The sequence below is a fragment of the Amycolatopsis sp. WAC 01375 genome, assembly GCF_003947325.1.
GTDB lineage: Bacteria > Actinomycetota > Actinomycetes > Mycobacteriales > Pseudonocardiaceae > Amycolatopsis.
Map to the genome: position 1 here is coordinate 29,606 of NZ_QHHW01000025.1, position 26,150 is coordinate 55,755.

The 26,150-nt window shown below is 67.8% G+C and carries 28 protein-coding genes; 12 read left to right on the plus strand and 16 right to left on the minus strand.

What is annotated here, in order from left to right; all coding sequences use genetic code 11:
- Positions 1 to 24: 24 nt before the first annotated feature.
- Complete coding sequence (locus tag DL991_RS14320) at positions 25 to 894, minus strand: LacI family DNA-binding transcriptional regulator (protein WP_199746186.1); 870 nt, start codon at positions 892 to 894, stop codon at positions 25 to 27.
- Between the two features lie 88 nt (positions 895 to 982).
- Positions 983 to 2,017 (minus strand): LacI family DNA-binding transcriptional regulator, encoded by a 1,035-nt coding sequence (locus DL991_RS14325; RefSeq protein ID WP_125784798.1) that lies wholly within the window; start codon positions 2,015 to 2,017, stop codon positions 983 to 985.
- Positions 2,018 to 2,146: 129 nt separating this feature from the next.
- On the opposite strand from DL991_RS14325, the gene DL991_RS14330 reads away from it, so the two are divergent.
- From DL991_RS14330 to DL991_RS14360, 7 genes are all read left to right on the plus strand, one after another.
- A complete protein-coding gene (locus tag DL991_RS14330; protein WP_125784799.1) occupies positions 2,147 to 3,163 on the plus strand; it encodes a substrate-binding domain-containing protein in 1,017 nt (338 codons plus the stop codon).
- Positions 3,160 to 4,149, plus strand: a complete 990-nt coding sequence (locus DL991_RS14335) for an ABC transporter permease (protein WP_199746185.1) — start codon at positions 3,160 to 3,162, stop codon at positions 4,147 to 4,149. The genes DL991_RS14330 and DL991_RS14335 overlap by 4 nt, the downstream gene beginning before the upstream one ends.
- Positions 4,146 to 4,955, plus strand: a complete 810-nt coding sequence (locus tag DL991_RS14340) for an ATP-binding cassette domain-containing protein (protein WP_125784800.1) — start codon at positions 4,146 to 4,148, stop codon at positions 4,953 to 4,955. The genes DL991_RS14335 and DL991_RS14340 overlap by 4 nt, the downstream gene beginning before the upstream one ends.
- Before the next feature lie 28 nt (positions 4,956 to 4,983).
- Positions 4,984 to 5,880 (plus strand): PfkB family carbohydrate kinase, encoded by an 897-nt coding sequence (locus tag DL991_RS14345; RefSeq protein ID WP_233598850.1) that lies wholly within the window; start codon positions 4,984 to 4,986, stop codon positions 5,878 to 5,880.
- Complete coding sequence (locus tag DL991_RS14350; protein ID WP_125784801.1) at positions 5,877 to 6,524, plus strand: nucleoside/nucleotide kinase family protein; 648 nt, start codon at positions 5,877 to 5,879, stop codon at positions 6,522 to 6,524. The genes DL991_RS14345 and DL991_RS14350 overlap by 4 nt, the downstream gene beginning before the upstream one ends.
- Complete coding sequence (locus DL991_RS14355; protein ID WP_125784802.1) at positions 6,521 to 7,267, plus strand: SDR family oxidoreductase; 747 nt, start codon at positions 6,521 to 6,523, stop codon at positions 7,265 to 7,267. Before DL991_RS14350 ends, DL991_RS14355 begins: the two co-directional genes overlap by 4 nt.
- A gap of 183 nt (positions 7,268 to 7,450) precedes the next feature.
- On the plus strand, positions 7,451 to 7,864 hold the full coding sequence (locus DL991_RS14360) for a VOC family protein (RefSeq protein ID WP_125784803.1): 414 nt from the start codon (positions 7,451 to 7,453) through the stop codon (positions 7,862 to 7,864).
- Positions 7,865 to 7,912: 48 nt separating this feature from the next.
- On the opposite strand, the gene DL991_RS14365 is transcribed toward DL991_RS14360, so the two are convergent.
- The 3 genes from DL991_RS14365 to DL991_RS14375 all read right to left on the minus strand — a co-directional run bounded on the left by DL991_RS14365 (position 7,913) and on the right by DL991_RS14375 (position 11,582).
- On the minus strand, positions 7,913 to 8,581 hold the full coding sequence (locus DL991_RS14365; protein WP_125784804.1) for a DedA family protein: 669 nt from the start codon (positions 8,579 to 8,581) through the stop codon (positions 7,913 to 7,915).
- Between the two features lie 216 nt (positions 8,582 to 8,797).
- Entirely contained in the window at positions 8,798 to 11,059 is a 2,262-nt protein-coding gene (locus DL991_RS14370; protein ID WP_125784805.1) for an MFS transporter, read from the minus strand.
- A 4-nt stretch (positions 11,060 to 11,063) separates the two neighbouring features.
- Complete coding sequence (locus tag DL991_RS14375) at positions 11,064 to 11,582, minus strand: MarR family winged helix-turn-helix transcriptional regulator (RefSeq protein WP_125784806.1); 519 nt, start codon at positions 11,580 to 11,582, stop codon at positions 11,064 to 11,066.
- A gap of 204 nt (positions 11,583 to 11,786) precedes the next feature.
- Between DL991_RS14375 and DL991_RS14380 the strand changes: the two genes are divergently transcribed.
- On the plus strand, positions 11,787 to 12,212 hold the full coding sequence (locus tag DL991_RS14380; protein WP_125784807.1) for a PPOX class F420-dependent oxidoreductase: 426 nt from the start codon (positions 11,787 to 11,789) through the stop codon (positions 12,210 to 12,212).
- 58 nt (positions 12,213 to 12,270) lie between these two features.
- On the opposite strand, the gene DL991_RS14385 is transcribed toward DL991_RS14380, so the two are convergent.
- Positions 12,271 to 12,801 (minus strand): TetR/AcrR family transcriptional regulator, encoded by a 531-nt coding sequence (locus DL991_RS14385; protein ID WP_125784808.1) that lies wholly within the window; start codon positions 12,799 to 12,801, stop codon positions 12,271 to 12,273.
- A 92-nt stretch (positions 12,802 to 12,893) separates the two neighbouring features.
- On the opposite strand from DL991_RS14385, the gene DL991_RS14390 reads away from it, so the two are divergent.
- Positions 12,894 to 14,378, plus strand: a complete 1,485-nt coding sequence (locus DL991_RS14390; RefSeq protein ID WP_125784809.1) for an MFS transporter — start codon at positions 12,894 to 12,896, stop codon at positions 14,376 to 14,378.
- A gap of 19 nt (positions 14,379 to 14,397) precedes the next feature.
- On the plus strand, positions 14,398 to 15,786 hold the full coding sequence (locus DL991_RS14395) for an FAD-binding oxidoreductase (protein ID WP_125784810.1): 1,389 nt from the start codon (positions 14,398 to 14,400) through the stop codon (positions 15,784 to 15,786).
- A 78-nt stretch (positions 15,787 to 15,864) separates the two neighbouring features.
- Here DL991_RS14395 and DL991_RS14400 read toward each other — a convergent pair whose 3' ends face one another.
- The 4 genes from DL991_RS14400 to DL991_RS14415 form a co-directional block, all read right to left on the minus strand.
- Entirely contained in the window at positions 15,865 to 16,587 is a 723-nt protein-coding gene (locus DL991_RS14400; protein ID WP_125784811.1) for a DedA family protein, read from the minus strand.
- A gap of 53 nt (positions 16,588 to 16,640) precedes the next feature.
- Positions 16,641 to 17,027, minus strand: coding sequence for a hypothetical protein (locus DL991_RS14405; protein ID WP_125784812.1), 387 nt, complete (start codon positions 17,025 to 17,027; stop codon positions 16,641 to 16,643).
- Positions 17,028 to 17,044: 17 nt separating this feature from the next.
- The gene (gene nagA / locus DL991_RS14410) at positions 17,045 to 18,247 is read right to left on the minus strand and encodes an N-acetylglucosamine-6-phosphate deacetylase (RefSeq protein ID WP_125785002.1); all 1,203 of its coding nucleotides are present in this window, start codon (positions 18,245 to 18,247) and stop codon (positions 17,045 to 17,047) included.
- Between the two features lie 91 nt (positions 18,248 to 18,338).
- Positions 18,339 to 18,914: a SigE family RNA polymerase sigma factor gene (locus DL991_RS14415; protein WP_007032484.1), complete on the minus strand. Its 576-nt coding sequence runs from the start codon at positions 18,912 to 18,914 to the stop codon at positions 18,339 to 18,341.
- 139 nt (positions 18,915 to 19,053) lie between these two features.
- Here DL991_RS14415 and DL991_RS14420 point away from each other — a divergent pair, with 139 nt between their 5' ends.
- Positions 19,054 to 19,338: a YciI family protein gene (locus DL991_RS14420; protein WP_125784813.1), complete on the plus strand. Its 285-nt coding sequence runs from the start codon at positions 19,054 to 19,056 to the stop codon at positions 19,336 to 19,338.
- Positions 19,339 to 19,342: 4 nt separating this feature from the next.
- Here DL991_RS14420 and DL991_RS14425 read toward each other — a convergent pair whose 3' ends face one another.
- The 6 genes from DL991_RS14425 to DL991_RS14450 all read right to left on the minus strand — a co-directional run bounded on the left by DL991_RS14425 (position 19,343) and on the right by DL991_RS14450 (position 25,198).
- Positions 19,343 to 20,290 carry a PDR/VanB family oxidoreductase gene (locus DL991_RS14425; protein ID WP_125785003.1) on the minus strand — a complete coding sequence of 316 codons (948 nt, stop codon included), beginning with the start codon at positions 20,288 to 20,290 and terminating at the stop codon, positions 19,343 to 19,345.
- A 71-nt stretch (positions 20,291 to 20,361) separates the two neighbouring features.
- Entirely contained in the window at positions 20,362 to 21,228 is an 867-nt protein-coding gene (locus tag DL991_RS14430) for a metal-dependent hydrolase (RefSeq protein WP_125784814.1), read from the minus strand.
- A complete protein-coding gene (locus tag DL991_RS14435; protein WP_125784815.1) occupies positions 21,225 to 22,697 on the minus strand; it encodes an NAD(P)/FAD-dependent oxidoreductase in 1,473 nt (490 codons plus the stop codon). The genes DL991_RS14430 and DL991_RS14435 overlap by 4 nt, the downstream gene beginning before the upstream one ends.
- Positions 22,698 to 22,778: 81 nt before the next feature.
- The gene (locus DL991_RS14440) at positions 22,779 to 23,252 is read right to left on the minus strand and encodes a pyridoxamine 5'-phosphate oxidase family protein (RefSeq protein WP_125784816.1); all 474 of its coding nucleotides are present in this window, start codon (positions 23,250 to 23,252) and stop codon (positions 22,779 to 22,781) included.
- Between the two features lie 3 nt (positions 23,253 to 23,255).
- Complete coding sequence (locus DL991_RS14445) at positions 23,256 to 24,146, minus strand: SDR family oxidoreductase (protein WP_125784817.1); 891 nt, start codon at positions 24,144 to 24,146, stop codon at positions 23,256 to 23,258.
- Between the two features lie 140 nt (positions 24,147 to 24,286).
- Positions 24,287 to 25,198: an aldo/keto reductase gene (locus DL991_RS14450; protein ID WP_125784818.1), complete on the minus strand. Its 912-nt coding sequence runs from the start codon at positions 25,196 to 25,198 to the stop codon at positions 24,287 to 24,289.
- 50 nt (positions 25,199 to 25,248) lie between these two features.
- Here DL991_RS14450 and DL991_RS14455 point away from each other — a divergent pair, with 50 nt between their 5' ends.
- A complete protein-coding gene (locus DL991_RS14455; protein ID WP_125784819.1) occupies positions 25,249 to 26,070 on the plus strand; it encodes an LLM class F420-dependent oxidoreductase in 822 nt (273 codons plus the stop codon).
- Positions 26,071 to 26,150 lie beyond the last annotated feature (80 nt).

Below are 26,150 nucleotides of genomic sequence, written 5' to 3' on the forward strand. Positions count from 1 at the left end.
GGATCCAATCGGCGCTGTAGTGATTCAGCAGCCGCACGACTGACGGTGTATGAACCGCGGTGCGAGCCGTACGGATTCGGGCCGTCGCTCAGGGTCGGTGATCCGGGCCAGCAGGAGTTCGACGGCCTTGCGCCCGATCTCCTCGATCGGCTGCGCCATCGTGGTGACCGCCGGGGTCACCTGCCCCGCCCACTCCATGTCGCCGTAGCCGACGATCGCGAGGTCGCGCCCGATCCGGATGCCGAGCCGGTGCGCCTCGTACTGGACGCCGATCATCATCGCCTCGCTCGCCACCACGAGCGCGGTCGGCGACGGCCAGCTGTCCAGCAGTTTCGCGGTCGCGGCGGCGGCCCCGCCAGGGGTCGACTGCCCGCACGCGACCAGCTGCGACGTCCACCGGAGGCCGGAGCGGCCGAGGCCGAGCCGGTAGCCCAGTGCCCGCTCCTCGTAGGTGGTCATGTCCTCTTCGCCCGAGATGAAGCCGATCTTGCGGTGCCGCAGCCCGGCGAGGTGCCGCACGAGCGCGCACACGGCCTGGATGTTCTCGGAGCCGACCTGGTCGACGTCGTTGCGGCCGGCCATCCGGTCGACGAGCACGGTCGGCACGCCCATCCGGACCAGTCCGTTGACCACCGCTTCGTCGCCGGCCGCCGGGACGAGCAGCACACCGTCGACACGGTCCGCCCGCAGCGCGCGGATGACCGCGGCTTCTTCGGCGACGCTGTCCCCGGTGTCGGCGAGGGTGATTTCGCAGCCGTGACGGCGTGCGGCGCGGCGGATGGCGCGGACGAGTTCACCCGAATACGGGTTCGCGTGCATCGCCATGGCCACCCCGAACCGGTGGGTGACAGGGGTGTCCTCCCACAGGGGTAACGCCGGGGACAATGCGGTCATCGCTCCACGCCTTCATCCGAGCCTGAACGACGGTAACGGCTGACGGAGCGTCGCTCGGCGGCAAGACCGGAAAGTCTCCCAACAATCATCAATACGAGTGAACGAGAGCGCATCCGCAGGACGCGCGATGGCGGAGCGTAGGCGGAATACGCATCGTCTGGGCCTTGCGTCCCGGATCGTTGATCCTCGCCAGCAGGAGGCGCACCGCCTGTGTGCCGATCTCCTCGATCGGCTGCGCCATCGTGGTCAGCGGCGGATCGACCAGATCGGCCCATTCGACGTCGTCGTAGACCACGACCGGCAGGTCGACGCCCGCTCGCAGCCCGCGCCGCCGCAACTCGTGCAGCACGCCGACCATCATGGTGTCGTTGGCGACCACGAGCGCCGTCGGCGGCTCGGGCAGCGCGAGCAGTGTGCTCAGCGCGAGGGCCCCGCCAGCCTGCGAGGACTGCCCGCACGCGACCAGGTCCTCCGACCAGGTCAAACCCGAACGGCCGAGCCCCAAGCGATAGCCGAGGATCCGCTCTTCGCTGGTGCTCAGCCCGGCCGTGCCGCTGATCATGCCGATCCGCTGATGCCCGAGCGACGCCAGATGCGCCGTCAGCGCGGACGTCGATTGGATGTTCTCGGCGCCGACCTGGTCGACGTCGGTGCGGGTGGAGAGCCGGTCGATGAGCACGGTCGGGACGTCGAGCGAGACGAGTTCGCCGATCACCGAACCGTCTCCAGGCGACGGCGTGATCAGCAGCCCGTCGACGCGGCGCGAACGCAGGGTCCGCACGGTCTCACGTTCGGTGTCGACGGTGTCGTGTGTGTCGGCGAGCAAGACCGTGTACCCGGCCAGTGCGGCTTCGCGTTCGATCGCCTGGATCAGGACGGCGAAGTACGGGTTCGCGACCAGGGAGATCGCGACGCCGATCGACCTCGTCCCGCCGGTCACCAGCGAGCGGGCGATGGCGTCACCGGTGTAGCCGGTCTGCTCGATCGCGCGGAGGACGGCCAGCTTGGTCTCTTCGGCCACCGCCCTTGTCCCGTTGACCACGTGGGAAACAGTGGTGATCGAGACTCCCGCCAGCTCGGCGATGTCGCGTTGGGTGGGACGGGACGAGCGAGACGGCGGCATTACCAATCCTCGGTGAGTGCTCTGTCGAGAGAGTCTGGGGGCAAGCGTTTGCGCAAACGCTTGCGAGTGAGCATAACCCTGTCTACCTTCCGGTCCATCACGGACAGCCTTGAATCGGAGGGCATCCCCATGAGACAGCGCAGTCTCGCCGCGCTCGCCATGGCCGCCGCACTCGCGGTGACCTCGGCCGGGTGCACCGTCGAACGCCACTGGGGTGGCGGCTCGAACGCGGGCGGCGGTGGCAAGGCCAAGGTCGGCCTGGTCACGAAGACCGACACCAATCCCTACTTCGTGGAACTGAGAGCGTCCGCCAAGGCCGCCGCCGAGGCGAACGGCGCGGAGTTCAGCGCGCTCGCCGGCCAGTTCGACGGTGACAACGACGGCCAGGTCCGGGCCATCGAGAACCTCATGCAGCAGGGTGCGAACACCATCCTGATCACGCCGAGTTCGTCGACCGGTGTCCTCGACGCCATCGACCGCGCCCGCAAGGCCGGGGTGCTGGTCATCGCGCTCGACACGGCGACCGAGCCGGATACCGCCGTCGACGCCACCTTCGCCACGGACAACTTCGAGGCCGGACGCCGCCAAGGCGCGTACGTCAAGGCCGCGCTGGCAGGCAAGCCGCCGAAGCTGTTCATGGTGGACGGCACCGCGGGGTCTACAGTGGACACTCAGCGGCACACCGGGTTCCTCAAGGGCATCGGGCTGACCGACGCTTCGCCGGAGATCAAGGGCAAGACGCCCGCGAACGGCGACCAAAGCCTCGCGCAGCAGGGTGTCGAGAACCTGCTTCAGCGCACCACCGAAATCAACGCCGTCTACACGATGAACGAGCCGATGGGCCGCGGCACCTACGCCGCGCTCCAGGCCCGCGGCCTGGTGAACCAGATCGTGATGGGCTCGATCGACGGCGGCTGCGAAGGCGTCAAGAACGTGCGCGACGGCCAGTACGCCGCCACGGTCATGCAGTTCCCCAAGAAGATGGCCGAGCAGGGCGTCCTCGCCGCCGTCGAATACGCCAAGACCGGCAAGAAGCCGAGCGGGTTCGTCGACACCGGGTCCGCGGTGATCACCGACAAGCCGATCCCCGGCGTGGAAAGCCAGGACACCAAGTGGGGCCTCGAGAACTGCTGGGGGACGAAGTGACGACTGCAACCCTGAAAGGCAACGAACGCCCGTCGATCGGTGAGTTCTTCCTGCGCGCACCGGCCGTCGGGCCCGCGCTGGCCCTGCTCGTCGCGATCGTGGTGTTCTCCCTCTCGACGGACACGTTCCTCGACCTCGACAACCTTTCCCTTGTGGTGCAACAGTCCCTGGTGGTCGGCACGCTCGCGCTCGGGCAGACGCTGATCATCCTGACCGCGGGCATCGACCTGGCCAACGCGGCCGCGATGGTGCTAGCGACGCTGATCATGGCGAAGCTCGTGGTCGGCGGCGTCTCCGGGATCTGGGCGCTGCTGCTGGGAATCGTGGCGACGGTGGTGATCGGGATGGTCACCGGTTCGCTGGTCACCCGGATCAAACTGCCGCCGTTCATCGTCACGCTCGGCTTGCTGACGGTGCTCACCGCGGCCGCGAAACTGTTCGCCGACGGCCAGGCCGTCCCGGTCGCGGACGAACTGCTCAAATGGCTCGGCACCCGCCGGTACCTGTTCGGCGGCATCCCGATCACCTACGGCATGACGCTCGCTTTGCTGATGTACCTGTGCCTTTGGTACGCGCTCACGCGGACGCCGTGGGGCAAGCACGTCTACGCGGTCGGCAACGCGCCGGAATCCGCGCGGCTGTCCGGGATCAAGGTCAACCGCACGATCCTTTCGGTGTACATCGTCGCCGGGGTGATCGTCGGGATCGCCGCCTGGCAGGCGCTCGGCCGCGTGCCGAACGCCGACCCGAACGCCTTCCAGCTCGGCAACCTCGACTCCATCACGGCGGTGGTGCTCGGCGGCGCGAGCCTGTTCGGCGGCCGGGGTTCCGTACTCGGCACGATGATGGGCGCGCTGGTCGTCGCGGTCCTGCGGTCCGGGCTGACCCAGCTCGGGGTGGACGCGCTCTACCAGGACGTCGCCACCGGCGCCCTGCTCATCGGCGCGGTCTGCGTCGACCGGTTCGCGAGGAGGCAGCAGTCATGACGACGCCCACGTTGTCCGCTCAAGGACTGGTCAAACGCTACGGCCGGGTCACCGCCATCGACGGCGCCGACTTCGAGCTGTTCCCCGGCGAGGTGCTCGCCGTCGTCGGCGACAACGGCGCCGGCAAGTCAAGCCTCATCAAAGCTCTTTCGGGCGCGGTGATCCCGGATTCGGGTGAGATCAAAGTGGACGGTCAGACCGTCCACTTCAAGTCCCCTTTGGACGCTCGGCACTACGGGATCGAGACGGTGTACCAGGATCTCGCCGTCGCGCCCGCGCTCGACATCGCGTCGAACATGTTCCTCGGCCGGGAAAAGCGGCGTAAGGACCTCTTCGGGAGAGTGTTTCGCAAACTGGATAGCGCCGCCATGCGGGCCGACGCGCAGCGGATCCTCGACGAACTCGGCATCAACATCAAGTCGATCACGCAGCCCGTGGAGACGTTGTCCGGCGGGCAGCGCCAGGGTGTCGCGGTCGCGCGGGCGGCCGCGTTCGGCACCAAAGCGGTGATCATGGACGAGCCCACCGCCGCTCTCGGCGTCGCCGAATCCGGCAAGGTGCTCGACCTGATCAACCGGATCCGCGAACGCGGCCTGCCGGTGGTGCTGATCAGCCACAACATGCCGCATGTGTTCGACATCGCCGATCGCATCCACGTGCACCGCCTCGGCAAACGGGTCGCGGTCGTCTCGCCGAAGACGCACACCATGAACCAGGTCGTCGGCCTGCTCACGGGTGCGCTGAAGATCGGTGAGAACGGCGAAGTCGAAGAGGTCGCTTCAGCCGTCCACACGGGGCTGAGCTGATGGCATCTCAGCGGGAAAAAGTACTTCGATGCTAGTGCGGGTGCTGCTGGCGGGCTTGTGCACCGTCGACCAGGTTCAGCGCGTCGCCGAAATCCCGGCGCCGGGTGAGAAGGTGCGTTCGCTGTCGATGGACGTCGCCGCCGGGGGGCCGGCGACGAACGCGGCGGTGACCGTGGCCGCGCTCGGCGCCGGGGCGACGCTCCTGACGGTCGCCGGTGCGCATCCGCTGGCGGCACTCGCCCGCGCCGACCTCGAAGCGCACGGCGTCGACCTGGTCGACCTCGATCCCGAGCGGCCCGATCCACCCGCGATCAGCGCCATCGTCGTCCGTGACTCCGACGGCGAGCGCACCGTCGTCTCGCGCAACGCCCACGCCTCCTCGCAATTCGTCACCTACTTGCGATCCTTGCGCGCGCAGCTATCGCAAGTAGGTGACGAATTGCCGGGGTGTGTGCTGCTGGACGGGCATCATCCGGAGGTGGCGCTGGAGGTCGCGCGCTGGGCACGGGAGCGCGCGATACCGGTGGTGCTCGACGCCGGGAGCTGGAAGCCGGTCTTCCCCGAACTCCTGCCGCTCGTCGACATCGCCGCCTGCTCCTCGCTGTACCGCGGGGACGACCCCCGCGAGCACGGCGTGCCGGTGGTCATCACGACCGCGGGCCCCGATCCGGTGCGCTGGTCGACGGCGGACGGATCCGGTGCGGTCCCCGTCCCGGGCACCCGGGCGCGTGACACGCTGGGTGCGGGCGACGTGTGGCACGGGGCTTTCGCGTACGCGGTCGCGCAGTGTCAAGGAACCGAGAACGTCGGGGACTTGCCGCGCTGGATCGAGTTCGCCAACGAGGTGGCCGCCGAACGGGTGCGGCATGAAGGACCGAGGTCGTGGACGGCCGCGGTCGCGAAGATGGGAGAAGTACTGCCATGACAGCCATGCCTCCGGTGTTCGAGGACCTGTTGAGCAGGGCGCAGACGCTGGCGAAGCCGGGACAGCGCAGCGTGCTCGGCATCGTCGGCGCCCCCGCGTCCGGCAAGACGACGCTGGCCTGGGGGCTGGCGAAGGCGCTGGGCACGAGGGCCGCGGTGGTCGGGATGGACGGCTTCCACCTGGCTCAGGTGGAGCTGCAGCGGCTCGGGCGGGCGGAGCGCAAGGGCGCGCCGGACACCTTCGACGCCGCCGGGTACGTGCACCTGCTGCGCAGGCTCGCCGAAGGCCGCGAGACGGTCTACGCGCCCGAATTCCGCCGGGAGATCGAGGAGCCGATCGCCGGTGCCGTCGCGGTCACGCCGGACGTCCCGCTGGTCATCACCGAGGGGAACTACCTGCTCATGCAGGACGACCCGTGGAGCGGTGTGAAGCCGATCCTCGCCGAGTCGTGGTTCCTCGCGCCCGACGAACCCGAGCGCATCGAGCGGCTCGTCTCACGGCACCGCCGCTACGGCCGTTCGCTGGTCGACGCGCGTCGCCGCGCGCTCGGTTCCGACCAGCGCAACGCCGATCTGATCGCCTCCACCAGCAGCCGGGCCGACCTGGTCCTCGAGAACCTGCCGCTGGTCAACTTCGCGATATGACAGGCGTTCTCATCGTCACCGGCGGCAGCAAAGGCATCGGCGCGGCGGTCTGTGAACTGGCCGCCGCGCGCGGTTACGACGTCGTCGTCAACTACGCGGGTGACGCCGAAGCGGCCGAAGACGTCGCTTCGCGCGTCCGGCAGCACGGCGTCCGGGCGATCACCCAGCGCGGCGACGTGGCGTCCGAGGACGACGTGGTGGCCCTGTTCGACGCCGCCGTCGAGCTCGGCCCCCTCGCCGGAGTGGTCGCGAACGCGGCCATCACCGGCAACACCCCCGGCCGCTTCGACGAATACGACGTCGACGTCGTCCGTCGCGTGGTCGATGTCAACATCACGGGTGTCTTCCTGTGCGTCCGCGAGGGCATCCGCCGGATGTCCACCCGGTACGGCGGCGAGGGCGGCGCGATCGTGACGCTGTCCTCCACCGCCGCGCGGACCGGTTCGCCCGGCGAATGGGTCCACTACGCGGGCACCAAGGCCGCGGTCGAAACGATGACTTACGGCGTCGCGCAAGAAGTCGCGAAAGAATCCATTCGGGTCAACGCGGTCGCGCCAGGCATGATCCACACCGGACTGCACGCCGCGGCGGGAATGCCCGATCGCATGGAGCGGATCGCGCCGACCATTCCGATGGGACGGGCGGGCGAACCCGGCGAAGTCGCGGAAGCCGTGCTGTGGCTGCTTTCCCCGGCCGCGTCGTACACCACCGGGACGGTGCTGACCGTCGGCGGAGGACGTTGACACCCGGACCACGGAGCGGTCACGAGGTGATATCGGGTCCGCGTGCGGTTCAGCCACTTTTTAACACTTTTTCCCGGCGGATATCACGATTCATGTGGGAAGTCGGCGGATCACCTCGTCGTCACAGGCGCCTGTGTCACCCTGGTGGCGCCCCCAAGCTCTTGATCAGGACGGTCATCCCCGATGTCCAAGCTCATGTCTGTGCACCACCTGGCACTCACCGTGACCGATGTGGACCGGAGCGTGCCCTGGTACGCCCGTGTGCTCGAACTCGAAGAGTTCACACGTCGCGAAGACCCCGAAACGGGTCTTCGGAAGGTCGTGCTCAGGTCGCCGAGCGAGGGTTTCGCGGTCGTGCTCGTCGAGCACCAGGACACCGAGCGGCCGCGGTTCGACGAACGCCGGACAGGTCTGGACCACGTGGCGTTCAAGGTTTCTTCGCGATCGGAACTGGCCGAATGGGAAGCGCGGCTGTCCGAATACGGCGTCTTCTACACACCTTCGAAGGGCTCGCGGACCTTGGAAGGCTCGTCGGTCATCGTGTTCCGTGACCCGGACGGGATCCAGCTGGAGATCTGGGCCGACCCGGAGCTGTAGGCGTGGGAACGCAGCTGCTCCGTTGAGGGCGGCGGGGGCATGGATGGACTAGGCGGCGCTCTCTTCGGTCTCTTCGGCGGGCCGCCGCATCTCCTGGCGGTAGCGGATCACGCCGTAGGCCGTGCCCACCACGAAGAACGCGATGCTGATCCACAGCGCCGCCGTCTTGACCCACGGCAGCTGGTCGAGCAGACCGGCGCCGTAGTAGCCGAGCAGCACCAGCGTCGGCACCCAGAGCAGCCCGCCCAGCGCCGTCGCGAGAGCGAACCGGCGCGGATCCATCCGCGCGGTCCCCGCGATGAGCGGCGCCAGCGTGCGGATCCACGGGATCCAGCGCGCGGCCACGATGGCGAAGAAACCCCTGCGATCCAGGAATGTCCTGGCACGATCGAGATTGTGCCGGTTCAGCACCTTGCCGCCGCGGCGCGCGATCAGTTTCGTGCCCGTCGACCGGCCGATGTAGTACCCCACCTGGTTGCCGAGGATCGCGACGAGCAGCGCGGCGGCCGACAACAGCCACGCGTTCAGGTCCGAGCCGTGCTGTGCGAGGACGACCCCGGCCGCGAACAGCAGGGAGTCTCCGGGCAGGAACAGCCCGATGATCAGCGCGCACTCCACGAAGATGAAGCTCAGCACGATCACCCAGACGAGCACCGGCCCGGCGGTGTCGAGCCAGCTCACGCCGATGCCCGCGGCCTCGGTGTACACCTCAGTCACGACGCGAGCCTACGTGTACTTCGAGAACCGCACGCGGCCGAACCATGGAATCGGAGTGTCAGCGGCCCGGTCACCTGCTCCGGATACGCCAGGACGGTCCGTTCTTCGCGGTCGGCGACGTTCGGACCCACACCGGCGCCCGCCAGCCCCGCAAGCGCAATGAAGGGGCCTTTCATTGCAAAATTTGCAATGAAAGGCCCCTTCATCTCAGCCTGACTAGTGCTCGACGAGCTCGTCGAGCGCCTGGTCGTAGCTCAGCCGGACGTCGTGTTCGGCCTGGTCACCGCCCAGCAGTTCCACCCGGCTGGTCGCGGGCGGGTAGCCGCTCGCGATCACCGTGTAGGTCCCGGCGGGCAGGTCGCTGACCGTGTAGTTGCCCTCGGCGTCGGTCCTCGCCACGGCGGCGACGCCGCCCGAGGAGTCGAGCACGGTGATCCGCGCGTCCGGTACCACCCGGTCGCCGTCGGTGCGGGCGACGCCGCTCAGCAGGATCGTGCTGACCAGTTCGAAGTCGTGGCGCAGCACCCCGGCCCCGGTGGCGGTCAGCGTCGCCGCGATCGGCCGGAACCAGCGGCCGCTGGCGACGAGCGTGTACCGCCCGCCCACGATGCCGGCGAACGAATAGACGCCGTTCTCGTTCGTGTGCGTCCTGGCCACCTGATTGCCGTTGTGGTCGATCAGGGTCAGCGCCGCACCCGCGACGTTCGTGGCGTCGTCCCGGCGGACATGCCCGCTGATCTGCGCGGATCCGGCCCGGTATGCCCCGTTCCCGTTGGTCATCGCGTGCTTGCCCGGTTCGACGGGCGCGGTCACGATCGTCTTCTCGGAGGCCGTTTCGACAGGCGCGTCGTCCTCCTCGAGGAGTGCTTCGCCGCCTTCGAGAGCCGAAGCCGCCGAAGGAGCCGAGCCGCCGAGCAGCGGGATCTCCTTCATGAACATCAGGACCAGCGTCGCCAGCAGCGCGACCGCGCCCGCCACGTAGAACACCGTGGTGATCGACTCGGTGAAGCCGATCAGCACCGGGGTCTTGATGGCCTCGGGCAGGTTCGCGATACCGCTCGTGTTCGTGGTGATGTCACCCAGCGCCGCGGCGCCTTCACCGGTCGGCGCGTTGCCGCCGAACGCCTTGGTGATGTTGCCCGGCAGGACGTTGAACAGGATCGTCAGGAACACCGCGACACCCGCGGTACCACCGATCTGGCGGAAGAACGTCGCCGAAGCGGTGGAGACGCCCATGTCGCTGCGCGGGCCCGCGTTCTGCACCGCGATGATCAGCGTCTGCATGCAGGCACCGAGGCCGAGACCGATGATCGCGGCCGCGACCAGCGGGTGCCACAGCGGGCTGTTGTACTCGACCTGCGCGAAGAAGAACGAGCCCGCCGCGATCAGCAGCGTGCCGACCACCGGGAACACCTTGTAGCGACCGGTTTTGCTGGTGATCTGGCCCGAGATGATCGAACCGCTCATGATGCCCGCCATCAGCGGGATCATCAGCAGCCCCGACTCGGTCGGCGAGAACTCCAGAACCACCTGCATGTACTGCGGGATCATCATGATCGCGCCGAACATCGCGACACCGACGATGACGCCGCCGACGATCGCGACCGTGAAGGTCGAGTTCTTGAACAGCCGCAACGGGATCAGCGCCGCGTCCTTCATCAGCTTCTCGATGAAGATGAAGGCGACCACGCCGATGGCGCCGATGACGTAGCAGATGATGGCGTTCTGCGAGCCCCAGCCCCACTTGTTGCCCTGCTCGGCGACGATCAGGAACGGCACCACGGCGACGACGAGCGCGAGCCCGCCCCACCAGTCGATCTTGTGGTCGTGGCGCTGATGCGGCACGTTGAGCACGCGGGCGACGACGAACAGCGCGACGATCGCGATCGGCACGTTGATCAGGAACACCCAGCGCCAGCCGGCGATGTCGTAGCCGAAGACGCTGCCGAGCTTGTCGAAGTCGGCGAAGAACCCGCCGAGCACCGGGCCGAGCACCGTGGAGATACCGAACACGGCGAGGAAGTAACCCTGGTAGCGGGCACGTTCCCGCGGCGGCACGATGTCGCCCATGATCGTCATCGCCAGCGACATCAGACCGCCGGCGCCGAGGCCCTGGATCGCGCGGAACGCGGCCAGTTCGTACATCGACGTCGCGAACGCCGAGGCGATCGAGCCGATGAGGAAGATCGAGATCGCCGCGATGTAGAACGGCTTGCGCCCGTAGATGTCGGACAGCTTGCCGTAGATCGGCGTGACGATCGTCGAGGTGATCAGGTAGGCCGTGGTGATCCAGGCCTGCAGGTCGAACCCGTTGAGGTCATTCGCGATGCGGACGATCGAGGTGCCAACGATCGTCTGGTCGAGCGCCGCCAGGAACATACCCGACATCAGGCCGATCAGGATCGTGACGATCTGACGGTGACTGAGCCGGGGTCCGTCTTCTTCGACGGCTGGTGGACTTTCTACGGTGGAACTCATTGCTTCAGGCCCCCTTGGCCTTCGACGCCGACGCGGGGTCGGCGAACTGTGGAGATGTTTTTTCGAGGTCGTCGTTCAGCCGGTGGAACAGCGAGTTGAGGGTTTTCCGGTCGTCGTCGGACCAGTCGCCGAGCACCTCGGCGAGCCACTGGTTCCGCTGCTTGCGGTTCTCCTCGAACACCCGATGCCCTTCGGCGGTCGGTGCGAGCAGGCAGGCGCGGCCGTCTTCGGGGTCGGCCAGGCGCTCGACCAGCCCGTGCTGGACGAGAGAGCTCGACTGCCTGCTGATGGTCGAGATCTCGGAGTGCAGGAATTCGGCGAGTTTGCTGGTCCGCTGGGGGCCGACGTGGATGAGGCAGAAGAGGATCGCGTACGCGGCCCGCTCGATGCCGTCCGGTCCCTGCTTGGACACCTGGGACTTGGCCCGGTTGACCAGGCGGACGAGCCGCACGAGCTCGTGCCCGAGGGTGTCGGCCAGGTCGAGGTCGGCCTTCGACCTGGTGCCGGGTGTCGTGGGTGTCATCGCCGTCTCTCTCGCCGGTTGCTTGGTCACTGCAACTAGTTGCCTAGAGCAAGGATGTTCCTCTCAAGAGAGCTTCGCAAGAAGAAAGTGACGTTGTGTGTCGGACAACACTTTAGTTGCCGTATGCAAGCACATTTATTCGTGCATGTTTGTCCGGTTCGCCCGGCTTGGGTCGCTGAGCTGCGCTTTTGCTTTGATGGAGGCATGACCGACTCCGCGCTCTACGCGATCCTCGCCGACCGAAACTTCGGCACCCTCGCCACCATCAAGCGCGACGGCAGGCCTCAGCTGTCGACCGTCAATTACCTCTACGACGCGGACGCCGGCGCGATCCTGATCTCGATCACCGCGCCGCGCGCCAAGACGAAGAACCTGCAGCGCGACCCGCGGGCGACGTTCCACGTCTCGACCGAGAGCGGTGACGGCTACGTCGTCGTCGAGGGGCCCGCGGTGCTGACACCGACCGCCGCTTCGCGCGATGACGCGACCGTGGACGCGCTGGTGGACCACTACCGGCGGGCGCGGGGCGAGCATCCGGACTGGGCCGAGTTCCGCGACGCCATGGTCGCCGACCAGCGCGTTCTGCTCACCATCCCGATCGAGCGCGTCTACGGCCTCTCCCGCAATTAGTCACCTGCTTGCGGAAGAGGGCGGGATCCGCGTGCTCGCATCCGGCGCAAGTAGGTGACTAATCGCGCTGGATGCGGGCCTTGATCTCGTCGATCCGGTCGAGCAGGGAGCTCGCGTCGTCCCGGCCGAGTGCCGCGCGCAGGTAGAGGCCGTCGCCGACCAGGATGATCAGTTCGGCGGACAGCGGGTCGCTGACGTGCTCGCTGATCAGGTCGTGGATCTTCTGGTTGTAGACCTGGACGACCTCGGCGACCCTCGGCTCGTTGAGCATGATCCGGATCGTCGCCATGGTCGTGCGGTGCAGTGGCTTGCGCTGGGTCACGTCGGTGATGGCCGTGCGCAGGTACCAGGAAACAACGCCTTCAGGCGCCGTCCGTGCCTGTTCGAGGTCTTCGTCCGACAGGGTTGCGAGACGTTCCATCAGGCCTTCGACCAGGGCGTCCTTCGAGCCGAAGTGGTAGAGCAGGCCGCCCTTCGACACTCCGGCGCGGGCGGCGACGGCTTCCAGGGTGACCCCGCCGGGGCCCTGTTCGATGAGTATTTCCTCGTACGAGTCGAGGATGTGTTCCTTCGCCGAGGTCTTCGCCATATCAGTTGACTATACCGTCTGGACGGTTTACCTTCGATCCAGGGCGGTAACTGTACCGTCCGGACGGTTTATCTAACTGAGGAGAGTGCGCCATGGCGGGGCGCAAGCAGTGGTGGGCGTTGGCGGTACTGGTGCTTCCGGTGCTGCTGATCAGCGTGGACATGACGGTGCTCGGGTTCGCGCTGCCGTTCCTGTCCGAGGATCTGGCGCCCACCGGTGCGGAGCAGCTGTGGATCGTCGACATCTATTCGTTCATGCTGGCCGGCCTGCTGGTCCTGATGGGCACGCTCGGCGACCGCATCGGCCGTCGCAAGCTGCTGCTCATGGGGGCCGCCGCGTTCGGTGCCGCGTCGGTGCTCGCGGCCTTCTCGACCAGCGCGTTCATGCTGATCATCGCGCGGGCGCTGCTCGGTGTGGGTGGCGCGACGCTGATGCCGTCGACGCTGTCGCTGATCCGCAGCATCTTCGTCGACGCCAAACAGCGCCGGACCGCGATCGCCGTCTGGAGCGCCGGGTTCTCCGGCGGGATGGCGCTCGGGCCGGTGCTCGGCGGCTGGTTGCTGGAGCACTTCTGGTGGGGTTCGGTCTTCCTCATCAACGTCCCGGTGATGGTGATCCTGCTGGTCGTCGGCCCGTTCCTGCTGCCGGAGGCGCGTGACCCGAAGCCGGGCCGCTTCGATCCGTTGTCGGCGCTGTTGTCGCTGGCCGCGATGCTGCCGGTGGTCTACGGCATCAAGCTGGTCGCCGAACACGGCTTAACCTGGAAGGCCGCGGTCAGCATGCTGATCGGGTTCGCGCTCGGTGTCGTGTTCGTCCGCAGGCAGAACAGCCTCGACGAGCCGATGCTCGACCTGAAGCTGTTCTCGAACCGGGCCTTCAGTGGTTCCGTGGTGACGAACATGCTCGGCGTGTTCGCCATGGTCGGCCTGCTGTTCCTGGTGCCGCAGTACCTGCAGCTGGTGCTCGGGCTGACCCCGGTCGTCGCCGCGCTGTGGATGCTCCCGGCGACGGTCGCCGGTGTCGCCGGCGCGCTTCTCGCGGCCTGGCTCGCGAAGCGGATCCGGGTATCCGTGCTGGTCAGTGCCGGTCTTTTGGTCGCCGCGATCGGGTTCCTGGCGTTGACCCAGGTGTCTTCCGGCGGCGGGCTCGCGTACGTCGTGGTGTCGTTCACGCTGCTCGGCGGTGGTGTCGCCCTGTCCGAAACGCTGACGAACGACCTGGTCATCTCGGCCGCTCCGGCCGAACGGGCCGGAGCCGCGTCGGCGATCTCCGAGACCGGGTTCGAGCTGGGCGGCGCGCTCGGCACGGCCATCCTCGGCAGTGTCGCGACCGCGGTCTACCGGTCCGGTCTGCCGGAAGGGACGGCCGACGCCGCCCGGGACACGCTCGGCGGCGCCGTCGCCACCGCGCAGCAGCTCGACCCTGTCGCGGGACGGGCGCTCCTGGAATCGGCTCGCGAGGCCTTCACCCAGGGGGTGCACGTGACCGCATGGGCGGGTGTGGCCGTGCTCGTCTATACAGGTATTCAGGCGTTCATCCTGCTCGATCGGAAAAAAATTTCCGCAGTGCGGACGTAATGGCGCCTACGATGAGGGCATGAACAACCATGCCCTGGTCACCCGGCTCCGCGAGCATCTCGGCGACGCCGCGGTGCTCACCGACACCGACGTCACGGACGCCTACTCGCGCGACATGATGCCGCTGGCCGCCAGCGGCAAACCCCTCGCGGTGGTGCTGCCGTCCGACACGGAGGGTGTGCAGGCCGTGGTGAAGGCGTGCGCGGAGTTCGAGGTGCCGATCGTGCCCCGCGGCGCCGGCAGTGGTCTGTCCGGCGCCGCGAACGCGATCGACGGCTGTGTCGTGCTGGTGCTGACCAAACTCGACCAGATCGTCGAGATCGACGAAGGCAACCGGCTCGCCGTCGTGCAGCCCGGCGTGGTGAACCTCGATTTCCGCAACGCGGTGGAGAAGCACGGCCTGTTCTACCCGCCGGATCCGTCCAGCTACGACTGGTGCACCATCGGCGGGAACCTGTCCACCAACGCCGGTGGGCTGTGCTGCGTGAAGTACGGCGTCACCACGGATTCCGTGCTGGGACTGGAAGTCGTGCTCGCCGACGGCTCACTGCTGAAGACCGGGCGCCGCACGGTGAAGGGTGTCGCGGGCTATGACCTCGCGCGGCTCTTCGTCGGCAGCGAGGGCACGCTCGGCGTGATCACCCAGGCGACCGTCGCGTTGAAACCGTTGCCGCAGTTACCCGCGACCCTCGTCGCCGCCTTCAACAGCACGGAGGCCGCGGGCGAGGCCGTCGCGCGGGTGGTGCGCGAAGGGCTGGTGCCGTCGCTGCTGGAGATCATGGACGCGACGTCGATCAAGGCCGCCGAGGCCTACCTCAAAACCGACCTCGGCACGAGCTCGGACTGCAAAGCCTTGCTGCTCGCGCAATCCGACTCCGGCGGCGAGGTCGCGCGCCGGGAACTCGCCGCGCTGGAACAGATCTGCGTCGACTGCGGCGCGGATCTGGCCTACGCCACCGAGGACATCGAAGAGGGCAAGATGCTGCTGCAGGCGCGGCGGGTCGTGCTCACCGCGCTGGAGATGTACGGCGTCTGGCTGACCGACGACGTCTGCGTGCCGCGCACGCGCATCGCCGAACTGATCGCCGGCTGCGAGCGGATCAGCGAAGAAGTGGGCTTGCGGATCGCCGTCGTCGGCCACGCGGGTGACGGCAACATGCACCCGACGATCGTCTACGCGCAGGATTCCGAGGAGGAGTTCGCCCGCGCGCGGACGGCCTTCGACGCGATCCTCGACGTCAGCCTGTCGCTGGGCGGCACGGTCACCGGCGAGCACGGCATCGGCCGGATCAAACGCGAGTGGCTCGTCAAGGAGATCGGCGAAGTCGGCCTTCGGGTGCATCGCCAGATCAAGCGGGCCCTCGACCCGGGGAACCTCTTCAACCCCGGTTCGATGTTCTCCCTCTAGTCGCAATGAAGGGGCCTTTCATTGCAAAATTTGCGATGAAAGGCCCCTTCATTGCACGGGGCGATGCGTCCGGAGGGGTCAGTCGCGGATGCGCGGGATCTGCTGCGTGATGTCCTCGGCGGCCTCGGCGACGAGGCCGGTCGCGGTGTCCGCGTGCTTCTTCTCGCGGCGGGCCTTGAGGTATTCGATCACGATCGGCACCACCGAGACCAGCACGATCAGGATGAAGATCGCGTCGACGTTGTCGCGGATGAACGCGACGCCGCCGAGCAGGTGGCCGAGCGCGGTGATCCCGGCGGCCCACAGGATGCCGCCGATGACGGTGTAGGTGAAGTACTTCTTCGGGTCCATCTTGCCGATGCCGGCGATCCAGGTGATGAACGTCCGCACGAACGGCACGAACCGCGCCAGCACGACCGCCTTCGGCCCGTGTTTCTCCAGGAAGGCGTGGGTCTGGTCGACGTACTTCTTGTTGAAGAACTTCGAATCCGGCTTGCGGAACAGCCAGGGACCGACCTTCCAGCCGAGGCCGTAGCCGACCGCGTTGCCGACCAGTGCGGCGACGGTGACCAGGACGCACACCAGCCACAGCGGCGCCTCGATCGAACCGTTCGCGATGAACAGGCCCGCGGTGAACAGGAGTGAGTCACCGGGCAGCACCGGGAAGATGCTGCTCTCGATGAAGATGATCAGGCAGAGCACGGTGATGACCGGAACGGTCAGCCCGCTCAGCAGGTGCTGCGGGTCCAGCCACTCCGGCAGGAGGCCCATCGTCGTCACGTTGTTCTGCGCCAGGATCACACCAAAACGGTACAGGGTGACGCTGAGTGCTTTGACCCGACGGGAGAGGCGGCTCAGATCAGCGTGAGCAGCCCGATCACCGAACCGGCGGCCAGCCCCAGCAGCACGGCGAGCAGCAGCACCCAGTACGCGGGCAGAGGCGGGCTGCTCGGCGAAGGCGCTGGAGGCGGCGTCGGCCGCTCCGCCAGCCTGGCCGTTTCGGCGTCCTCGAGCGCGACGCGTTCCCGTTCGAGCGAGTCGGCTCCGGCACCCGAGAGCAGTCCGTACTGAGGGGGCAGTTCGCTCTTGCCGGAAGGGACGTCCGGAACGCTACTCTTCGTGTCCGTTTCGACTGGTTTGTCCGTAGTCGATTCGGAGATGCGTTCCGCCGAAGGAGCGAAGACCGCCTGTGCGCGCAAGGCGTCGGCCAGGAGCTTCTCCGGGTCCTTGGGCTCGCTCATCCGGACTCCCTTCGCCGCTACCCGTCGCTGACCGACACACCGCCTTCGACCGCGCCGCTCAGCGGGGCCGTGGCGCTCAATGTAGCCGCAGCGTCGTCCTTGACCCATTCGCCCTGGCGCAGCACCTTGACCGGCCGGAGGTCGCGATCGAGCACGACGACGTCGGCCGCGAGCCCGGCGCGCAGCGACCCGGTCCGGTCGGCGAGGCCGAGCAGTTCGGCGGGCCGTCCGGAGGTCGCGCGGACGGCGTCGAGCAGGTCGATGCCCGCGCCGCGGACCAGATTGCGGAAGGCCGCGTCCATGGTCAGCGTGCTGCCGGCCAGCGAACCGTTCCCGGCGAGGGTGGCGACGCCGTCCCGGACGTCGACCTCGAGGCGGCCGAGGATGTAACTGCCGTCGGCGGCGTCGGTGGCCGACATGGCGTCGGTGATGAGCACCGTCCGGCCCTTGCCCGCGTGATGTGCGGCGAGCCGCAGCACGGTCGGGTGCACGTGGACGAGGTCGCAGATCAGCTCGACGGTGATCCGCTCGTCGTCGAGGAGGGCGCCGATCGGGCCCGGCTCGCGATGGTGGAGGGGCCGCATGGCGTTGAAGAGGTGGGTCGCGACGGAGGCGCCCGCGTCGATCGCGGGGACGATCTGGTCCTCGACGCCGTCGGTGTGCCCGATGGCGGCGATGACGCCCGATTCGGCCAGTTGCCGGACCGCCTTGATCCCGCCGTGCAGTTCGGGGGCGAGGGTGACCATCCGGATGTCGCCGCGGCCGGCGCCGAGCAGCGCGTCGACCGTGGCCGTGTCCGGCTCGATCAGCGTCGCCGGGTCGTGCGCTCCGCAACGAGCCTTCGAGATGAAGGGTCCTTCAAGGTGAATTCCGGCAAGTTCACCCTCTTGGACCAGCTCACGCAGGGCCGCGATCTGGTCCCTGAGCACCGGGACCGGGTCCGAGACCAGACTGCCGAGCATGGTCGTGGTCCCGTGGCGCCGGTGCGCGCGGATGGCGCGGAACAGCTCCTCGGGGTTCGCACTGGAGAACGACCCGCCCCCACCGCCGTGGCAGTGGGTGTCGACGAAGCCGGGCACGACCAGGCACCCGTCGACATCGACGCGATCGATGTCCGGGGGTGCCCCGGAACCGACTTGGACGATCCTGCCGCCGGCGATAGCCAGCCAGCCGTCGTCGAGTACACGGTCCGGGGCGACGACCCGGCCGCCCACGATCACGAAATCTCCGGCGCCTCTCACGCCCCCCAGCATATATTGGTCTGGACCAAGCATGGCGGCACAACCCAGCGCTCGAGATTAAGGCCGGGTGTCAGTTCGGCGACTGCATCGCTTTCTGCAGTGCCTCCAGCGCCCGGCTGGCGGTTGACTTAACGGTACCTTTCGAAATCCCGGCGGCCTCGGAGATTTCGGCCTCACTCAGCCCACCGTAGTAACGGAGGACCAAAACCTCGCGCTGGCGAGGGGGCAGTTTGGACAAAGCGCTCACCACGGCCTGATGTTCACTCGACAGCATGGCGAGGCTTTCGGCCGAACGCGCGTTGACGGCGTGCGGCGCGACGTACTCGCGGGCGGTCTTGCGGCGGCGCAGCACACTGCGTGATCCGTTGACCACGGCCGTGCGCAGGTATCCGACGGCCGCGGCGGCGTCGCGCAGGCGCCCCCAGTTGCGGTGCAGCCCGGTGAAGGCCTCCTGGACGACGTCTTCGGCGGTCGCCGGTTCGTCCACGAGCAGGATGGCCAGCCGGACGAGCCGCATCCGGTGCTGGCGATAGAGATCCTCAAGGGTCAGCGGTGCCGCAGGCGGCGGTGGCGTGACCGGTCCGTCCATGGTGCGCAGATGGCCGAGGGTCGCCTCGACACTGCGTTCCGCATTGCCCTCGAGCATGTGCCCCTACCTGTTCATTTACCCCTTTGATGCACAACCTGTGCGTGGCGCCAGGTCAGCGTATCGGGTGGGGCGGGCGTCCTGCCTGATCGGTTCCTGAGAAGCTGGGGCGTCTGTTGGAGCGACCTTGGAGATGTCGATGGCCTGGTTCCTGGTGGAGATCACGTACGTGCAGGAGAAGCTGGCGGATGTGCGCCCCCGGCACCGGGAATTCCTGTCCGCCCTCGCCGACCAGGGCGTCGTCGCGCTCGGCGGCCCGCTGGGCGACGGCTCCGGCGGTATCTCGATGTACCAGGCGGCCGACGAAGCGGCGTTGCTCGAGATCATCGACAAGGACCCGTACCACCTCGAAGGTGTCGTCGCGGAGCGGACCGTCCGCGAGTTCAAGCCGGTGATCGGCTCCTGGATCCCCAAGGAAGCCTGACAGCTCAGAGATCGAGGATGACCGGCTCGCGTTCGACGCAGACCCGGACGCGGTCGCCGGTCACCGTCGGCAGTTCACACGTCCCGCAAAACCCCTGACGGCACGAATAAGCGATGCCGGGCACGGTTTCGCGCAGGACGTCGAGCGTCGTCCGGTCGGCGGGCACGTCCAAAATCCGGCCGCTGCGGGCCAGTTCGACGCGGAACGGCTCGCCGCCGACGATCGGCGGCGGCGAAAACCGTTCGAAGAACACCGGCCCCGAAGCACGCAGCGCCGCGTCCGTCCGGACACCGATGATCATCGGAACCGGGCCGCAGCAGTAGATCGGCGCGCCTTCCGGTGCCCCTTCGAGGAGTTCCGCGCCGGAAGCGGGGATTCCGTAGTCCGTGTCCGGACGAATCCGGACACGGTCGCCGAAGCGGGACAATTCGTCCAGGAACGGCATCGAGGCCTCGTCGCGACCGGTGTAGACCAGTCGCCAGTCCGCGCCCGCCGCGGCGGCTTGCCGCACCATCGGCAGGATCGGCGTGATCCCGATACCGCCCGCGACGAACAGGTACGCCGGGCTCGCGACGAACGGGAACGCGTTGCGCGGGCCCCGCGCGGTGATCCGAGCGCCCTTCTTCAGCGCGTGCACCGCTGTCGATCCCTCGCCGAGCGACCGGACGCCGACGCGGTAGGCAGAGCGGTCTTCCGGGTCGCCGCACAAGGAGTACTGCCGGACCAGCCCCGGCCGCGGCGCGAGGTCGATATGCGCGCCGGGCCGCCATCGCGGCAGCGGTTCGCCGCGTTCATGCACCAACCGCAGCCCGGCCACGCCGTCGGCTTCGGCACGGACATCGTCGACGACCAGCGGAAGATCACGGTCGACCGTGGACACCGGCGGACGACGGCGCCCGCTCACCCCGCTGAGCCTGCGGTACAGCGCGACGACACCGGTCAGCGACGCCATCGCGCGGTCGGTCCGCCCGCTGCCGTCGAGCCGCAGCGGCCGCGTCGGCCGCGTCGGCGGCGTCGGCGGCGTCACTGTGGTTCGTCGGCGGCCCGCGCGGCCGGGGAACTCGCGAGGTACGCGACGGCCTGATCGGTGTTGCCGGTTTCGGTGGGGTGATAGGACTTCCGGAAGTAAGGCCGGATCTCGCGCCGCAGCTGCCTGCCCGAGGGCAGCAGACCGAGCTTCGCGACGCGCAGGTAGGTCCGGAAACTCGTCTTGCCCGGCCGCGTCGGGTCGTTCTTCATGAGGAACCTGGTGCCCCGCAAGAAGACCCACGCGAGCACCGGCGTCACCACGAGCATGCTGCGCACGCGGCGGGTGTAGCGACCGTCGAGGTGCATGAACAGATCGAAGGCGACCGAGCGGTGTTCGACCTCTTCGGCACCGTGCCAGCGCAGGAGATCCAGCATCGTCGGGTCGGCGCCCGCCTTGTCGAGCGCTTCGGCGTCGAGGATCCACTGGCCGAGGAAAGCGGTGTAGTGCTCGATCGCGGCGATGATGGCGAGCCGCTCGATCAGCCATTCCTCCCGCCGCTTGGCGGAAAGCTCGCGATCGCCGAGCAGGCGGCGGAACATCCACTCCATCTGCGCGATGTACGGCCGCACATGGACGCCCGCCGCTTCGAGGTGTTCCGCGGCGCCGTCGTGCGCCTCGGCGTGCATGGCCTCCTGGCCGATGAAGCCGAGGACGTCCTCCTTGAGCCGCTCGTCGCGGATCAGCGGCACGGCCTGCTTGAACACCTCGACGAACCAGCGTTCGCCCTCCGGCAGCGCCAGATGCAGCACGTTGATCGTATGCGTCGCCTGCGGTTCGCCCGGGATCCAGTGCATCGGCAGCGACGCCCAGTCGAACTCGACGTCACGCGCGTGCAGGACGACCTGTTCGTGGTCGGTCACGACGACCTCCCGCTGAGCTCGTAGTCGCTCGGGTCGACCTTGCGGGTTTCGAGCCAGTAGCGCCAGGTGAACCCGGGCCAGATCGTCCGGTTGACGCCCTTCGCGTCGAGGTACCAGCTCTTGCAGCCGCCCTGGGTCCACACGCCCTTGACGAGTTTGTCCTGGATCTCGCGCTGGAACTTCTCCTGCACGCCGGCGCGGACGTCGAGCGCGGCCGCACCACGCGAATCGGCGAGTTCGATCGCGTCGACGACGTACCGCGCCTGCGACTCGATCATGAAGACCACGGAGTTGTGGCCCAGCGCGGTGTTCGGGCCGAGGAGGAAGAACAGGTTGGGGAAGCCGGAAACGGTGATGCCCTTGTGCGTGTGCATCCCCTCGGTGGCCCATTCCTTGGCGAGGTTGCGGCCGTCGACCCCGGTGACGTCCAGGTATTCCAAGGCATCCGTGACCTTGAAGCCGGTGCCGTAGATGATCGCGTCGACCTCGTGCTCGACGCCGTCGCCATCGACGACGCTGTGCGCCTTGACCTCGCGCACGCCTTCGGTGTTGACGTCCACATTGGACCGATTGATCGCCGGGTAGTAGTCGTTGGAGATCAGCACCCGCTTGCAGCCCATGGTGTAGTCCGGGGTGACCTTCTTGCGCAGCTTCGGATCCTTGATGGCCTTGCCGATGTGGCGCTTCGCGATCGCCTCGCCCGCCTTCATGATCGCGGGGTGGCCGTTGAAGCCGACGGCACGCACTTCGAGGAACCAGTAGAGCGCGTTGCGGTAAAGCCGTTGCACGCCGGGGATGCGGCGGAACGCGGTCTTGGCCCAGCCGGGCATGGCGTGGTCGGGCTTCGGCATGATCCACGGCGGCGTGCGCTGGAACAACGTCAGCTCGTCGACCTCGGGGGCGATCTTCGGGACGAACTGGATCGCGCTCGCGCCGGTGCCGACGACGGCGACCTTCTTGCCGCGCAGGTCGTATTCGTGGTTCCACTGCGCGGAATGCCAGGTCTGGCCCTTGAACTTCTCGATCCCCGGCAGCTTGGGCACCTGCGGGATGTGCAGGCCGCCGACGCCCGAGACGACGAACTGAGCCTCGATGTCCTCGCCGGATTTGGTGTGGACGTGCCAGCGGCGCGCGGTGTCGTCCCAGGTGGCGCCGGTGAGCTCGACGCCGAACCGGATCTTGCGCCGCAGCCGGTACTTGTCGGTGACGTCCTTGAGGTACTGGAAGATCTCCGGGGCGGGCGAGAACGACCGCGACCAGTCCGGGTTCTGCTCGTACGAGAACGAGTACATGTGGGACTGCACGTCGCAGGCGCAGCCGGGGTACGAGTTGTCGCGCCACGTACCGCCGACTTCGTCCGCCTTCTCCAGGATCACGTAGTCGGAGATCCCGGCCTTTTCGAGCTGGATGGCCTGGCCGAGCCCGGAGAAACCGGTGCCCACGATCACGACCTTGAATCGCTCGGTCATCTGGCAATCCTCCACTTCGAGGCGTTCGTGCCCAGATGACGTTACCTCAAGTAACAGTTACTTGCTAGTACTACCTACCCGTCAGTATGTGCCGCCGAGCTTCGTGTGATCCCAGCTCACGATCTTCGTCGGCCGGAAAATCAGCCCGATCCGCTTCGGGGCCTGCTTGCCGATGAAGCCCGTGAGCTCGTCCGGAACGGGATCGCCCGGCTTCGCACCCGCGTACCGCTGCATGAGCTTGATACCCATCTGGGTGACCACGGCCGTATCGGTGATGACCTCGACATCGGCTTCGAGGGAGATCCCGCGGAGCTTGTCGTAGCTTTCGCCGTCCTCGATGAGCACGGTGGCGCGCGGGTCGCGCTCCAGGTTCTTCGCCTTCTGGGAGGTGCCATACGTCCAGGTCGCGACGCCGGACTCGTGCGGGTAGTACCAGAGCGGCGCCAGATGCGGGCGGCCGTTCGGGCCGATCGTCGCGACGTTGATGACCTTCTGCTCGTCGAAGAACGCGGTGAGTTCGTCGGGGGTCATGCGGATCTGGTCGCGACGGGACATACGTCAGCCCTTCCGTGTGGCGGCCCGGCCTGCCTGACCGGTTATTGAAGATTCGTACGCGCCGCGCTCCTCGATGTCCACGAGTGCGGCCGCGTCCGCCTTCTTGATCCGGCTCTTCGCGCCGATCTCGATGATCGGCGGCAGGAACGCGCGGATCAGCTTGAGCCCGCCGACCCAGCGCGGCACGTGCACGGTGCGGGCGCGTTTGTTGACCCCGGCCTGGAGGTGGTCGAGTGCGACGGACAGCGGATAGGTCTTGCCGAGCAGGCCGGGCATGCCGGTGCGGAGCTTGCCGAAGACGGGGTGCTGGTCGGCGCTCTCGACGAGGTCGGTGCGGATCCAGGTCGGGTGCGCGACGCCGACCTTCACGCCGAGGTGGGCGACTTCGGCGCGGAAGCTGTTGCAGAACGCCTCGACGCCCGCCTTCGCGGCGGCGTAGTTGGCCATGCCGGGCGCGTGGGTGATCGCGGCCAGCGAGGAGATCGCGAGCAGGTAGCCCTTGCGGTCGAGGACATGCGGAAGGGTGACGCGGAAGGTGCGCCAGACGCCGAGGAGGTCGACTTCGATGACCTTCTCGAAGGCCGCCGGATCCACCGACCGGACGAAACCGGAGGTCGCGATGCCGGCGTTCGCGATGACGATGTCGATCCCGCCGAAGTGCTCGACGACGCCGGCGGTGGCCCGCTCGAGGTCGTCCCAGCTGGTGACGTCGGCTTCCCACGCGTGCGCGCTCGGGCCGATCTTGTCGGCGACCGCCTGCTGTTCCTTGGCTTCGATGCCGACCAATGCGACCTTCGCGCCCTGCGCGGCCAGGCGTTCGGCGAGTCCCGCGCCGATGCCCCTCGCGGCGCCGGTGATCAGGACGACCTTGCCGTTCACGCTGTTCTTGGCCACGTTGCCTCCTCGTCCGAGCCCTAAGGCTTTCGGACGGTACCTCAACCTACCCGGAGTAAGCTACCCACAAGTAAGTACGCAATTCGTCACCTGCTTGCGATAGGGGGTGCGCGCAAGTAGGTGACGAATTGCGGGGGTTGTCAGCGCGACGCAGTGGTGAGGGCGTCGACTTCGGCAGGGGTGAGGTCCAGGTCGGCCGCGGGCAGGAGGTCGTTCAGCTGCTCGACCGAGCGGGCGCTCGCGATGGGCGCGGTGACGGTCGGCCGGGCGAACAGCCACGCGAGCGAGACGGCCGCGACCGAGACGCCGCGGGCGGCCGCGATCTCGTCGAGCGCCGAGAGCACCCGCTCGCCACGTTCGTCCAAATAGGACGATGCGCGGGCAGCGCGCGGACTGTCGCCGAGATCGTCCTTCGACCGGTACTTCCCGGCGAGAAAACCCTTGGCCAGCGAGAAATACGGCAGGACGGCCAGGTTCTCGCGTTCGACCGTCGGCGCCAGGTCCCGCTCGTAGTCCCGCTCGACGAGGTTGTAGTGCGGTTGCAGCGCGACGTACTTCGCCAGCCCCTCACGGTCCGAAATGGACAGTGCCTCGCTCAGCCGTTCGGCCGAGTAGTTCGACGCCGCGACGTAGCGGACCTTGCCCGCGCGCACGAGCGCGTCGAAGGCACGCAAAGTCTCCTCGATCGGGGTCTCCGGATCGTCGATGTGCGCGTAGTAGAGGTCGATGTGGCCGGTACGGAGCCGGCGCAGCGAGTCTTCGGCGGCCGCCGCGATATTCGCCGCGGACAGCCCCTTCCGCTCGTCCCACATGCCGGTCTTGGTCGCGATGACGATGTCGTCACGGCGGCCGCGGCGGGCCAGCCAGTCGCCGATGATCGTCTCGGAGCCACCCTTGGAGTACAGGTCGGCGGTGTCGATGAAGTTGCCGCCCGCCGCCGTGTAGGCGTCGAGGACGGCGAAGGACTGCTCCTGGTCCGCGGTCCAGCCGAAAACGTTCCCGCCCAGGTTGATCCCCCGGACGTCGAGGTCGGTGTTGCCGAGTTTCGCCATACCCCGAACTTAAGGGAAGACATCGGCCGTCCGCGGCGTTGGCCCGGTACATGGGAATCGAACTCGGCCGGATCGGCATCTGGCAGCACGAATCCGTTTTCACCCCGGCGCTGGCCCGTGAGCTGGAGAAACTCGGCTATGGCGCGATCTGGCTCGGCGGCTCGCCGTCGGGCGACCTCGCGAAGGCGGAGGAAATCCTCGACGCGACGGAGACGATCAAGGTGGCCACCGGCATCGTCAACATCTGGAAGGACGACGCGGCCACGGTCGCCGAGTCGTACAAGCGCGTCGCCGCGAAGCACCCGGACCGGTTCTTGCTCGGTATCGGCGCGGGGCACCGGGAGCACACCGCGGAGTTCAAGAAGCCGTACGCCGCGCTGGTCGAGTACCTCGACGCGCTCGACGCCGCCGGAGTGCCCGTCGAGGGCCTCGCGCTGGCCGCTCTCGGCCCGAAGGTGATCAAACTCGCAGGAGACCGCACAGCGGGAGCCCACCCGTACCTGATGACCTCCGAGCACACCCGCCAGGCGCGCGAGATCCTCGGCGAAGGACCGCTGCTCGCACCCGAGCAGAAGGTCGTCCTCGAGACCGATCCGGCGAAGGCCCGCGAGATCGGGCGGGGCACCGTCAAGTTCTACCTCGGCCTCGTCAACTACACGAACTCCCTGCGGAAACTCGGTTTCACCGATGAGGACCTGGCGGGCGAGGGCAGCGACAAGCTGGTCGACGCGCTGGCCGTCCACGGCGACGCCGAGACGGTCGCCCGCGGCGTCACCGCGCATCTCGAAGCCGGGGCGGACCACGTCAACATCCAGGTACTGAACCAAGACCCCCTGCCGGTCTACCGGGCGCTCGCCGGCGTCCTCCTCTGACGCGACGGCTGTAGGCACCTCCCGGCCGACCTCGTACGATGCGGCCGAGAGGTGCACCAGCCTGCTTCGAGGAGGAGTAA

Coding starts and splice junctions, on each gene's coding strand:
- DL991_RS14320 (WP_199746186.1), bottom strand. CDS start 894: ATGACCGCATTGTCCCCGGCGTTACCCCTGTGGGAGGACACCCCTGTC.
- DL991_RS14325 (WP_125784798.1), bottom strand. CDS start 2,017: ATGCCGCCGTCTCGCTCGTCCCGTCCCACCCAACGCGACATCGCCGAG.
- DL991_RS14330 (WP_125784799.1), top strand. CDS start 2,147: ATGAGACAGCGCAGTCTCGCCGCGCTCGCCATGGCCGCCGCACTCGCG.
- DL991_RS14340 (WP_125784800.1), top strand. CDS start 4,146: ATGACGACGCCCACGTTGTCCGCTCAAGGACTGGTCAAACGCTACGGC.
- DL991_RS14345 (WP_233598850.1), top strand. CDS start 4,984: ATGCTAGTGCGGGTGCTGCTGGCGGGCTTGTGCACCGTCGACCAGGTT.
- DL991_RS14350 (WP_125784801.1), top strand. CDS start 5,877: ATGACAGCCATGCCTCCGGTGTTCGAGGACCTGTTGAGCAGGGCGCAG.
- DL991_RS14355 (WP_125784802.1), top strand. CDS start 6,521: ATGACAGGCGTTCTCATCGTCACCGGCGGCAGCAAAGGCATCGGCGCG.
- DL991_RS14360 (WP_125784803.1), top strand. CDS start 7,451: ATGTCCAAGCTCATGTCTGTGCACCACCTGGCACTCACCGTGACCGAT.
- DL991_RS14370 (WP_125784805.1), bottom strand. CDS start 11,059: ATGAGTTCCACCGTAGAAAGTCCACCAGCCGTCGAAGAAGACGGACCC.
- DL991_RS14375 (WP_125784806.1), bottom strand. CDS start 11,582: ATGACACCCACGACACCCGGCACCAGGTCGAAGGCCGACCTCGACCTG.
- DL991_RS14380 (WP_125784807.1), top strand. CDS start 11,787: ATGACCGACTCCGCGCTCTACGCGATCCTCGCCGACCGAAACTTCGGC.
- DL991_RS14385 (WP_125784808.1), bottom strand. CDS start 12,801: ATGGCGAAGACCTCGGCGAAGGAACACATCCTCGACTCGTACGAGGAA.
- DL991_RS14390 (WP_125784809.1), top strand. CDS start 12,894: ATGGCGGGGCGCAAGCAGTGGTGGGCGTTGGCGGTACTGGTGCTTCCG.
- DL991_RS14395 (WP_125784810.1), top strand. CDS start 14,398: ATGAACAACCATGCCCTGGTCACCCGGCTCCGCGAGCATCTCGGCGAC.
- DL991_RS14405 (WP_125784812.1), bottom strand. CDS start 17,027: ATGAGCGAGCCCAAGGACCCGGAGAAGCTCCTGGCCGACGCCTTGCGC.
- DL991_RS14415 (WP_007032484.1), bottom strand. CDS start 18,914: ATGCTCGAGGGCAATGCGGAACGCAGTGTCGAGGCGACCCTCGGCCAT.
- DL991_RS14420 (WP_125784813.1), top strand. CDS start 19,054: ATGGCCTGGTTCCTGGTGGAGATCACGTACGTGCAGGAGAAGCTGGCG.
- DL991_RS14425 (WP_125785003.1), bottom strand. CDS start 20,290: ATGGCGTCGCTGACCGGTGTCGTCGCGCTGTACCGCAGGCTCAGCGGG.
- DL991_RS14435 (WP_125784815.1), bottom strand. CDS start 22,697: ATGACCGAGCGATTCAAGGTCGTGATCGTGGGCACCGGTTTCTCCGGG.
- DL991_RS14440 (WP_125784816.1), bottom strand. CDS start 23,252: ATGTCCCGTCGCGACCAGATCCGCATGACCCCCGACGAACTCACCGCG.
- DL991_RS14450 (WP_125784818.1), bottom strand. CDS start 25,198: ATGGCGAAACTCGGCAACACCGACCTCGACGTCCGGGGGATCAACCTG.
- DL991_RS14455 (WP_125784819.1), top strand. CDS start 25,249: ATGGGAATCGAACTCGGCCGGATCGGCATCTGGCAGCACGAATCCGTT.